The following is an 11,503-nucleotide window of genomic DNA, read 5'->3' on the forward strand; positions in this document are numbered from 1 at the left end:
CTTAACGGCTTCGATGAACCAGAAATCCTCCGTTGCTCAAACCCCAAATCTGTCCGGTAGGCGCTGACGTCAGACATTACGCGCGGGAAGTGGGTAAGGAAATCGGCAGGTTCAGGATACAGCCAACGCATGAATGGGTCGGCAGAAAATCCAAGAGCAAGTCCGCTTAACAAACTTTCTGCTTCACTTCGGGTTGATGATCTAAACATGAAATTACCTTTGGTCGTTACACCTCGATTTTCACGTTTCAGCATGTGGGCCGCAAATACTTGTTGTCAAATGCGCAATTTATTGTCCTGCTTAAGCAACGAAGGATGACTGCGTCGAGCTCCCAGCAGACCTCTGAGGCGACGCAGCATCCTGTGATATTGTCTCTCGTCAATGTCGGGTTGTCGTTGTGGGAGGGTATGGCGGATCGGAGGGTCAGTCATGGAAACCCTAACTTACCTGCCATTCGCGCTTCGCCCAACCTGGAACAAGGGACGTATCGTCGGTCAGAAGCGGCCGCGAAAACCTAAGCATGTCTGGGCGATCCGAGTTCGACTTGAACTGGCCGAAAACCACCACGATCCCGCGTTGTTCAACATGGCAAGTCTTGCGGGCGAGGGCATCGATGACGATTGACGACCTGCACATCATCGAAAGCTTTTTCAGTTACTTTTGGATTGTCTCTCCCATAAAGTTCGTCGAAATCAGAGTTGGCGGTGATCGAATGAACGGCGCAGAATCTTTAGTCAAAACCTTTCTTCACAACGGCGTGGATACAGTTTTCGCCAATCCAGGCACGTCTGAAATGCACTTTGTTGCGGCTCTTGATAGACATCCCGAGATGAACTGTGTTCTGTGCCTGTTCGAGGGTGGAACGACGGGCGCCGCTGATGGCTACTACCGCATGAAACGGGACGTCGCCGGCACTCTGCTGCATCTTGCACCGGGGCTAGGCAACGCATTTGCCAATCTACACAACGCCCGAAAATCAAGGTCCGGGATCGTGAATGTGGTGGGAGATCACGCAACACATCACCTGCGTTATGAAAGCCCACTCAGAGGGGACATTATTGGCGTAAGTCAGGCTATAAGCCATTGGACACGAGTTTCTGATCACGCCACAAGCGTCGCATCGGACGGGGCCGCAGCCATTCAGGCCGCCCGATCTCAAAACGGCCAGATCGCCACTCTTGTTCTTCCCGCCGATACTGCTTGGGATGCAGCGACTGGCCCTGCGACGAATAGCATTCTGGCCCAACCACTTCATCGTCCGTCTTTGGAAGACATCGAGGCCGCAGCCATGCGTCTGAAGACTGCAAACGCAGCTTTGATGATAGGTGGGTCCGCGCTTTTTGGTTCACTTCATGTACTGGCTGGAAAAATTTCCGTCAAAACCGGATGCCGCCTGTTGGCGGATACTCTAATCCCTCGAATTTCGAAGGGGGCCGGGGCTGCCAAATTGGATCAACTTGTGTATCCAATTGCACCCAAGATCGCTCAGCTTGAACAGACATCGTCAATCACTTTGATCGGCGCCGACCAACCCGTTGCCTTCTTTGCATACCCGGGGAAACCGAGCACACCTGAGCCCGCCGGTTGCACGGTTTCAAGCCTGTGCGCTCCGAGGGATGATATTGCATGGACTCTTCAATCACTGGCAGACGCAGTTGGTGTTTCGAGCAAGACACAGCTGAACACATACGCTCTCGACCTGCCTCCAATCCCAACCGGAGATCTCACCTTAGCAAAAGTCGGCCAGACGTTAGCGGCCCTCATTCCCGAAAATGCTATCGTTTGCAATGAATCCGTGACGTCCGGGTTCCACGTCATTCCTCCGACTGCAGCAGCGCGACCACATGACTTGCTTGGGGGAACCGGTGGGGCGATAGGGCTTTGCCTACCGTGCGCAACTGGCGCAGCAATTGCATGTCCAGACAGAAAAGTAATTGCACTAACAGGCGATGGATCCGCCATGTACACATTGCAATCTTTGTGGACGATGGCGCGCGAAAGCCTGGATGTTACGGTGATTGTATTTGCCAACCGCGGCTATCAAATACTTCGGGATGAGCTGGCAAATGTCGGTGTTGAGAGTTTTGGCAAGAATGCGGAGGCAATGTTTGATGTGGAAAACCCAACGCTTGACTGGGTTGCGCTTGCTAAAGGGCATGGTGTTCCCGGGATACGAATTGAAGACACCGATGGCTTTGTAAAAGCCCTTTCTGCGGGGCTATCACGTGACGGCCCTTTCTTGATCGAAGTTGTGTGCCCGCCAGCATCTTGAGCACAAATTCTTTTTGAAACGGACGGCCCACAACCGCCGTTGACCACCGGTCTCCTCCGCTGCGGTGCGGCCCGTCGAACCTGCCGTTCGCTGCGAGAGCAAGATTAAGGTCATGCTGAATTCACACAGTGCGGACAAAACGGTCATTCGCAAAACCGTGCCTTCTGTCGCCATAGGCCCATTCACGACCTTATGAACTCTGTCAAACGCTGTGGTGCAGTTTCACAAGAGCAGCCGTTCATGCATCGTGCAGCATCCATTGCCAGAGAACAGCGGACGCGTGGGCAAATTGGTCCGTTTCGGCGGCAGCATGTCCACGCCCCAATCCAGCGTGGTGTCAGAAACCGGAAATGATCCATTTTTTCGGATCAAGGCTGCGTGCAAAGATGCAATCTGCGCAAAAAACAACGCTGTTTTCAAAGGCGCTCCACGAGCACACCTTGTCCGCCTGGCGGACACTGAGCCGGACAGAAGTTCTCTCCGGTACCGTCTCTTTCTAGTTTGGTTGCGCAGCTGTGGAAGGAAATGAAATGCCAATTCAATCTTTGGGCTATCTTGGTGTGCGATCCGACCGGACGGATGACTGGAAGCAATTCGCAAGTAAAGTACTTGCCATGCAACTCGCTGATCACGGCGGGCGCCAACTTTCTTTCCGGATGGATGATTTGGTGCAGCGCCTGGTGATATCCGATGAATCCGGCGAAACGCTTGCCTTCATCGGCTGGGAACTTTCGCAGAAATCAGACCTGCAAGATTACGCCGCCCGGCTGGACAATGCGGGACATAAGGTTGGGCAGGGAAGCCGTGAATTGGCAGACCGCAGGTTTGTCGAAGACCTGATCGTATTTCACGATCCTGCGGGAAACCGGATCGAACTGGTGTGGAACCCACAAAAAGCCGAAGACCCCTTTACGCCGGGGCGGCCGATCGACGGCTTTAAAACCGGCCCGCTTGGAATGGGGCATGCGGTGTTGCACGTGCCCGATGCGACGGCTCTATTACCGTTCTATCGCGATGTGCTGGGATTTGCCGTCAGTGACTATGGTCTGAAACCAGTGCCGCTCTACTTTTTCCACGTCAACGGGCGGCATCACAGCTTTGCCATAGTTGGCTCGGGCAATTCGGGGTTTCACCACTTCATGGTCGAATATCACAACCTTGATGACGTTGGTCAGGGTTATGACCTAGCCTGCCAGGAAGAGGATGGCATTGCCTATACGCTGGGGCGCCATACCAATGACTACATGACCAGCTTCTACGCCAACAGCCCCTCGGGTTTCTTTGTCGAAAACGGATGGGGTGGGCGCGTGATCGACCCCGCGACCTGGGAGCCACATGAAACAAAGTGCGGCCCCAGTTTCTGGGGTCACGACCGTCTTTACTTGTCCGAGTCAGGGCGGGAACCTTTTGTCGACATGCGGCTCAAGGCCGCTGAGGACGGGTTGCGCGCGCCGCCCGTAGTCGATTGCCCATGGCTATATGAAACCCGTGGGCGTGGCTGAGAGAGGGGAACCTGATGGCACAGATTACCAAACATTTTGATGTCGCCATTGTCGGCTATGGGCCAACTGGTGCGACGCTGGCCAATCTGCTCGCCGAATGCGGTGTGAGTGTGGCTGTCATCGAGCGCGAGGCGGCGATTTATCATCTCCCCCGGGCTGTGCACTTTGACGGTGAAACCATGCGGGTTTTTCAGGCCGCAGGCGTAGCCGAGCAGCTGAATGAAAAAGTGCGGGTCAATCCGGGTATGCGCTTTGTCGATCAACAAAGAAATCTGCTGATGGACTGGCCCCGTCCGCAAGGGATTGGACCGCAGGGGTGGCATTCAAGTTATCGCCTTCACCAACCTGACCTTGAGAAGCTGTTGCGTGACAAACTGACCAGCCGCGACACTGCGATGATTCTGACAGAAACTGAGGTTGTTAGCGTCGAGGATCAGGGCGAAGAGGTTACTTTGTACTGTCGCAAAGCTGGCGACGAGCACAGCACAATGGTTAAGGCCAATTTCGTTGTCGGCTGTGACGGTGCTCGATCTTTGCTGCGTGAAGCCATCGGTTCTGGCATGGACGATCTGGGGTTTGACGAACGTTGGTTGGTCGTGGACCTATTGCTTAAGAGGGACCGCCCCGATCTGGGTGATCACACGGTTCAGTTCAGCAACCCTGATCGTCCAATGACCTATTGCCGAAGCCCGGAAAACCGGCGGCGGTGGGAAATCACGGTTCTAGATGACGAAACCGACGACGAGGTTTTGCAAACCGCGCGCATATGGGATTTTCTTGCGCCCTGGATTGGCCCCGAGGATGCGGATCTGGAACGGAGCGCGGTCTACACGTTTCGATCTGCAATCGCGCAGAACTGGCGCAAAGGTCGATTGATGATCGCCGGAGATGCCGCACATCTGACACCGCCTTTTATGGGTCAAGGCATGTGCGCGGGGATCCGTGACGCCGCCAATCTGGCGTGGAAACTGGCGCTTTGCGTCAATGGCGAAACCGGAATTGACTTGCTAGACAGCTATCAAGCCGAGCGCGCGCCCCACGTGCGCACGTTCATCGAAACGGCGGTGCGCTTAGGTGGTTTGATCAATACGATGGATCGCGACACCGCGCTGGCACGAACAGAAGCTGATTGCGACGGAAAGGCTCGCATGGAGTTCACCTCGCCCCCACTTGGTCGCAGTGATTTGGCCAGCCTCGTGGTTGGCAACACGCCGCACACCGGGCACCTGTTCAGCCAGCCGACACTCAGTGACGGTCAGCGGCTTGATGATGCCATCGGGTATGCACCAGTGCTTGTGGTGCGTCACAAACTGCCCCGTGATGTCGTGCCAGCCATGCGCGTTCTTGATGGAGAAGCGCATCCTGCCTTTGCAGATGCGTTGGACGAAATTGGGGCAAATGCCGTTCTGCTGCGCCCTGACCGATACATCGCCGCTAGCGCCATGACTCAGACAGACATCAAAGCAATTGCAGCTATGAGCCTGCCAACCCCTTACAAAACCATCATAGAAAGAGAGCCCGTAAAATGAAACTTGCTTCCCTGAAAACTGGCGGGCGCGACGGCACGCTGGTCGTTGTGTCCCGTGATCTTTCCCGTTTGACTTTGGCCACATCCGTGGCACCCACACTGCGCGAAGCGATCGAAGACTGGCAAACCGCCGAGCCTGCCCTGCGCAACCTTGAAAAACAACTCGAGGACGGCGTCGTCGATTCCATGTCGTATGATCCGGCGGCACTGGCCTCACCGTTGCCGCGAGCGTTCCAGTGGGCGGACGGTAGCGCCTATCTCAGCCATATGCGGCTTGTACGCAAGGCGCGCGGCGTTGACATGCCTGCAAATTCGGAATCCGACCCGTTGCTCTATCAAGGTGGTGGCGACGGGTTTCTTGGACCGGTCGACCCAATCCCCTGCGTCGATACCGATTGGGGTCTGGATTTCGAGGGCGAAATTGCCGTGGTCACAGATGACGTGCCGATGGGATGCACGGCCAAGCAGGCCAGATCGCATATCAAACTGATCATGCTGTGCAACGATGTAAGCCTGCGCCATGTCATGCGCCCAGAACTGGTTAAAGGATTTGGCTTCTTCCAGTCGAAACCCGCAAGTTCCTTCTCGCCCGTGTGCGTAACCCCCGACGAGCTGGGAGAGGCCTGGACTGGTGGGCGCATCAACCTGTCACTAGTCACGACTTACAACGGTGACGAATTCGGATGCGTCGACGCGGGCGCGGATCTGAACTTTGAGTTTCCCGAGCTGATCGCCCACGCCGCGCGTACCCGCGACCTATCGGCCGGCACGATCATCGGGTCGGGCACTGTCAGCAATGAAAACCACCAAGAGGTGGGTTCATCCTGTCTGGCTGAAAAGCGTATGATTGAAACCATTCGCGATGGCGAGCCGACAACCCGGTTCATGCAACCCGGCGACACAATCCGGTTCGAGATGCTGGACCACGACGGCACCAGCGTGTTCGGCGCTATTGACCAGTCGGTTGTGGCCGGGTGAAACTGCATCATGGGCGGACAGAACGCCCCCCTGATCGTGATGGATAAATGGCGGCAAACTCTGAAACTGTCCGCGCGCTTGCGCGTGGATTGAATATCCTGCGATATCTCAACCGGGTCGGCGCAACCCGTCCGGGTGAAATCGCGTCAGAGCTGGGTTTGCCTCGCCCAACGGTTTATCGCTTGCTGCACACGCTGGAAGAAGAGGGCTATGTCCTCTGTTCCGCCAGCGATGCCCGGGTGCGTGTGTCGCCTTTGGCCGCGGCATTGGGAGACAATGTGTCGGTGCGCTCGCGCCTTTGTCAGGTGGCGGCACCAGTTATGGCGGAATTCACCGAAACCCACGCCTGGCCAGCCGATCTTTCCACCTATGAAGACGCCCATATGGTGATCCAGGAATCGACCCATGGCCGCAGCCCGTTGTCGGTGGACCCAGGGATGGTCGGCTTTTCCCTGCCCATTCTGCGCTCGTCAGCGGGGCGGGCCTATCTTTCGGTCTGTGGTTCGCGCGAGCTGGAGATGATTATCGAGTTATTGCGCGCCGAAAACCTTCCCGAAGACATGCCGTTCCTCAGAAAAAGATGGCTGGAGGAAAACCTGACGATCTATGCCGAACAGGGATACGCCACCCGTGGCCCACACACATTCAGGCCCAAAACATCCAGCCTGGCCGTGCCTATCCTAACTGATGATCGCGCGGTCGGCTGCTTGTCGATTATCTGGGTCACCAAGGCCATGAACATGGATCAGGCGATCAAGCGTTATGCCGACGCTTTGCAGTTTGCTGCGGCGAACATCGCCACCGAATATGAAACCCTTGAAATTTCGGGTCGGCCTTAACGGCGTCTGTGGGCATATGGCGCGCTTCAAAACGCTAAGTGTCCGCCACGCGGACAGCTGGACGCAAGAGCATATTTTTTTTGTGCTCTGAAGCGCTAGAATTTCGCCAAGAAATGGGAGGAAACACACATCATGAAACATACTTTGATCACAGGTCTTGCCGCCGGCGCGATGTCGATTGCATCCATGGCAGCGCAGGCCGCTGACACCACACTGACGATTTCGTCTTGGGCCCCGCCAACGCATGGCGTCAACGCCATGATCTGGCCTGAGCTAACCAAAATGATCGAAGAGGCCACCGACGGGCGGGTCAGTGCCGAAGTCAAATATGGTCTGGGCAGCCCTCCGGCGCAATTCGACCTGGTGCTTGACGGTGCGGCCGATATCACCTGGATCTTCCACGGCTATTCGCCTGGCCGCTTCGTGTCGACGAAAATGATCGAACTTCCGGGCTACGAGGGTAACGCCGAGGCCGCGTCGGTCGCAAGCTGGCGGGCGTATGACAAATTCTTTGCCGATTTGAATGAGCACAAGGGCGTCAAGGTTCTGGCGATGATGACCCATGGCCCGGGCGTACTGCATTCGAACGTGCAGATCACCGCGCTTGAAGACATTTCTGGAATGAAGTTGCGACTAGGTGGCGGCGTGTCTGGCGATGTCGGGGCTGCACTGGGGGCAACGGGCATCCGTGTGCCCGCTCCAAAAGTCTATGAAACATTGGAATCGAATGCCGCAGACGGTGTGATGATGCCGATGGAGGCGAAGAAGAGCTTCAAACTGTTCGAAGTTGCCAAAAACTCTTACGAAGTTCCGGGCGGGTTCTATCGTGGATCTTTCGCCATCATCATGAACCAGGACACATTCGACAGGCTGTCTGATGCCGATCGCGCTGCACTGGATAAGGTATTTGGCGAAAACTTGTCACGCGCTGCGGGCAAAGCCTGGGACCAGATCGATGCGGCTGGCATCGAATCGCTGCACGCGAATTCCGACAATGCACTGACACAGGCCTCGGCTGACGATGCGGCCAAGTGGCAGGCACTTACAGGACCGCTGATTGAAAAGGTCCTCTCCGAGGTCAGTGCAAAGGGCGTCGATGCAGTTGCCGCGCATGCCTTTATCGTCGAGCAGATGTCCGCCGAGTGACCTGACCGCACGTTCAGCGTTTCAAAACACCAACAACAAGGCCCTTCATTGGGCCTTGTTTCATACAGTGGACCCACCATCATGACTGAACAAGATGACCAAACCTCAAATCCAGCGCAAAACTGGGACATGTCGCTGCGACAAACAAGTCCCTGGCGCTATATCGCCGTTGCCCCGACATGGTTTGCGGCCGGTATCTTGTTCCTGTTGATGTCGATGACATTTGCAGATGTCGTTTTGCGCAGCCTGTTTGGCAACCCGATTGAATCGGCAACCGAATTAACGCGACTGTTCATGGCCATCATCGTGTTTTCGTCTCTGCCTATCGTCAGTTGGAAAGGCGCGAACATCGTGGTTGATCTTATGGACCCGCTATTTTCCCGTCGCCTTGCGGCCCTGCGCGACTTTGTAATTGATCTTGCGTGCGGAATCTTTCTGTTGTGGCCCGCAAAGCGGGTCTGGGAACTTGCCGAACGTGCGCGCGAATACGGCGATGTCAGCGAATACCTCAACCTACCACAACACTATGTCGGTTGGTTCATCTCCGTTTTCACCCTTGTCACTGCAATCACCTTCATTGCCCGTGCCGTCGCGCGAGTAATTTCCCCTACAAAGGCAAACTTCTGATGCTGTTTTCCATCCTTGGCCTGGCTGCGGTCCTTTTCCTTGTGTTCCTGCGGATGCCGATTGCGATAGCAATGGGGTTTGTGGGGTTTGTCGGCTATGCTGAACTGCGCGGGTTTCGTGCCTCGATTTCTATGGTCGGTCGGCTGATCATCGACACCGCGCAGGACTACGGGCTGTCGGTTGTCCCACTGTTCATCCTGATGGGGCTTTTCGTGAATAAGGGCGGACTGTCGCGCGAATTGTATCAGGTATCTTACGCCTTTATGGGTCACTTTCGAGGTGGGCTGGCAATGGCGACAATCGTTGCTTGTGCCGGATTTTCGGCCATCTGCGGCTCGTCCCTGGCGACTGCTGCCACGATGTCAAAAGTCGCGATGCCTCAAATGCGCAAATACAATTATGCTGATAGCCTGTCGACGGCATCCATCGCCGCCGGGGGCACGTTGGGGATTCTAATACCGCCCTCTGTCATTCTTGTTATTTATGGTTTGCTGACCGAAACCAGCATCGGAAAATTGTTCATCGCCGGTATCATCCCGGGATTGCTCGGGGTCGTTCTTTACCTTGTGGCAGTGCGCTACACGATCCTGCGCAACCCAGAGGCCGGCCCCGCCGGGGATCGCGCGAGCTGGGTTGATCGTGCCAAGGCTTTGAAAGGCGTGTGGGCGGTACTTCTGTTGTTCTTCATTGTAATCGGCGGGTTGTACGGAGTTTTGGACTTCTGGCCACTGAATTTGACATTTTCCCCGACCGAGGCGGCAGGTATGGGCGCGGCAGGAGCCTTTCTGATCGCTTTTTCGCGGCGCAGACTCAGCTTTGCTGCAACGATGCAGGTCTTGATCGAAACCGCCCAGACGACCGCCGCTCTGTTTACTGTTCTGATCGGCGCCTGGGTGTTTTCAAACTTTGTGAACCTTGCCGGCCTGCCGGAAGCGCTGCGCGCCACGGTTTCCTCTGCGGGTCTGGGGCCAATGACGGTAATGCTGATGATCCTTGGCGTCTATGTCATCCTCGGATGTGTTTTCGAAAGCCTTTCGATGCTATTGCTGACTGTGCCGATCTTTTTTCCACTGGTCACGAGCCTAGGCTTTGATCCGGTCTGGTTCGGCATCATTGTTGTCGTCGTCACCGAAATCAGCCTGATTACACCACCGGTCGGATTGAATGTCTTTGTCCTCAAAGGCGTTGTTGGGAACGTGTCGACAGCAACGATCTTCAAAGGCGTCACGCCATTCTGGGTCGTCGACATCATCCGCTTGGCCGTGTTGGTACTTGTACCAACACTGGTGCTGTTCCTGCCAAACTCTATGCACTAGCGAGTGGTGCCTCCCAAAAGGACGCTAACCAACTCTCTGATATGGCGTGTTAAAACGTACGGCTCGCGGCGTTCGGCGCTCAACGAACCTAGTTAGAGATTGGTTAGCCTTCCAACATCTGTTTTGCGAAATTCAATTGAGGTTACAGCACGGGCTATTCCTCAGCTCCGACAAAGGTCCTGCATTTCTCGCCTTCACTGCAATGCATTCGGCAGCGATCTCTGCTGAAAGAGAGAAGTACGAGAACCTTGGTGCGTTCCGCGCGACTGACATTTTCAGTGCCGGATTGCCGGAATTGCAGCCAAAGATTGCATAGTCGCCCAGTCAAACACCGGTGGCGGGACAATTTCTGAGGGCGTAACGAACGGCAGCTTTTCTTTCTGCAGTGTGGCTGATGGTCTCGGTAAGCGGGAGTTGCAGCACCTGCGAGCGTCGGCGTTGACTATGTCTACTCCGGGCTCTCAGCCGCCATGCGGCGGTGCAGAGAAATTCCTGGCTTGCAGCAAATGTGTATGTCGGCTTTCAACGTTGCACCATGATCGGCTCGCTCATGCAGAGAAAGTCCGGAATCCGCCCTGGGCGCCGGAATCTTCCATTTATCCCGGGTATTCCGATGGGTTTCCGCGTGGCGCTGTGAAGTTTAGTAATGTGTCATTTTCAGTGCTATAGACGCTTTAAATATGTACTTTTCAAAGAGACGCTCTTGCCTTCGCTTTAAAATTATATGACTTAGGGTGTCATGAACGCTGGAAGATCGCAAAATCTGAAGAAAGTCCTCGACGCGGTGCCCGCAGGCTATCTCGTCGATGCCAACTGGCTCACCGCCCATGGCATAGCCTACGAAACCTTTCGCGACTATGTAAAACGGGGCTGGCTCGAACGCGTTCACCGCGGCGTTTTCCGCCGACCTGTTCCCAATCCGTCTGCATCAAACACCGTTGACTGGAAGGCCTGCCTGATCTCGATGCAACATATCATGGGCTATGACATTCATGTCGGCGGAAAAACCGCTCTCACTCAACAGGGTTACGACCACTACCTGCGTTTGGGCAACAACGCCCCCGTCTGGATCTATGGCTACAAAATGCCCAACTGGCTCACGAAGCTGCCACTCAATGCACCTATAGAAACGCGCAATACGTCGCTGTTCGCTGACCAGGCACTTGGCGTTACAAGTGACGACCTAAAATCTGAAAACTCCCTCCCGTGGGACTGGCAATGGTTCTGTCGCAAACTTTGTCCCTACCTGTCAGGTCGAGTGCATTTCTGGTAGCGCGCACTAGAACTTGACAGGA

At 55.4% G+C, this 11,503-nt stretch carries 11 protein-coding genes; 10 read left to right on the forward strand and 1 reads right to left on the reverse strand.

Going from position 1 to position 11,503, the window contains the following annotated elements:
- The coding region (locus AC2FI8_RS24230) for a hypothetical protein (RefSeq protein ID WP_496781216.1) at positions 1-254 on the reverse strand (254 nt) is incomplete at its 3' end.
- A 175-nt stretch (positions 255-429) separates the two neighbouring features.
- On the opposite strand from AC2FI8_RS24230, the gene AC2FI8_RS24235 reads away from it, so the two are divergent.
- The 10 genes from AC2FI8_RS24235 to AC2FI8_RS24280 all read left to right on the forward strand — a co-directional run bounded on the left by AC2FI8_RS24235 (position 430) and on the right by AC2FI8_RS24280 (position 11,481).
- Positions 430-624, forward strand: coding sequence for a hypothetical protein (locus AC2FI8_RS24235; RefSeq protein WP_282171155.1), 195 nt, complete (start codon positions 430-432; stop codon positions 622-624).
- Complete coding sequence (locus AC2FI8_RS24240) at positions 614-2,272, forward strand: acetolactate synthase large subunit (RefSeq protein ID WP_282171154.1); 1,659 nt, start codon at positions 614-616, stop codon at positions 2,270-2,272. Before AC2FI8_RS24235 ends, AC2FI8_RS24240 begins: the two co-directional genes overlap by 11 nt.
- Positions 2,273-2,802: 530 nt before the next feature.
- Positions 2,803-3,774, forward strand: coding sequence for a VOC family protein (locus AC2FI8_RS24245; RefSeq protein WP_496781217.1), 972 nt, complete (start codon positions 2,803-2,805; stop codon positions 3,772-3,774).
- A 14-nt stretch (positions 3,775-3,788) separates the two neighbouring features.
- Entirely contained in the window at positions 3,789-5,303 is a 1,515-nt protein-coding gene (mhpA, locus tag AC2FI8_RS24250; RefSeq protein WP_299353562.1) for a bifunctional 3-(3-hydroxy-phenyl)propionate/3-hydroxycinnamic acid hydroxylase MhpA, read from the forward strand.
- On the forward strand, positions 5,300-6,280 hold the full coding sequence (locus AC2FI8_RS24255; protein ID WP_299353559.1) for a fumarylacetoacetate hydrolase family protein: 981 nt from the start codon (positions 5,300-5,302) through the stop codon (positions 6,278-6,280). The genes mhpA and AC2FI8_RS24255 overlap by 4 nt, the downstream gene beginning before the upstream one ends.
- Positions 6,281-6,327: 47 nt before the next feature.
- Entirely contained in the window at positions 6,328-7,119 is a 792-nt protein-coding gene (locus AC2FI8_RS24260; RefSeq protein ID WP_299985868.1) for a DNA-binding transcriptional regulator, read from the forward strand.
- Positions 7,120-7,251: 132 nt separating this feature from the next.
- A complete protein-coding gene (locus AC2FI8_RS24265; RefSeq protein ID WP_496781218.1) occupies positions 7,252-8,265 on the forward strand; it encodes a TRAP transporter substrate-binding protein in 1,014 nt (337 codons plus the stop codon).
- A gap of 81 nt (positions 8,266-8,346) precedes the next feature.
- Complete coding sequence (locus AC2FI8_RS24270; protein WP_299353551.1) at positions 8,347-8,892, forward strand: TRAP transporter small permease; 546 nt, start codon at positions 8,347-8,349, stop codon at positions 8,890-8,892.
- The gene (locus AC2FI8_RS24275) at positions 8,892-10,208 is read left to right on the forward strand and encodes a TRAP transporter large permease (protein WP_496781219.1); all 1,317 of its coding nucleotides are present in this window, start codon (positions 8,892-8,894) and stop codon (positions 10,206-10,208) included. Before AC2FI8_RS24270 ends, AC2FI8_RS24275 begins: the two co-directional genes overlap by 1 nt.
- Positions 10,209-10,947: 739 nt before the next feature.
- Complete coding sequence (locus AC2FI8_RS24280; protein WP_496781220.1) at positions 10,948-11,481, forward strand: AbiEi antitoxin N-terminal domain-containing protein; 534 nt, start codon at positions 10,948-10,950, stop codon at positions 11,479-11,481.
- The last annotated feature ends 22 nt before the right edge of the window (positions 11,482-11,503 follow it).

The sequence above is a fragment of the Ruegeria sp. CDSB029 genome (assembly GCF_059611125.1).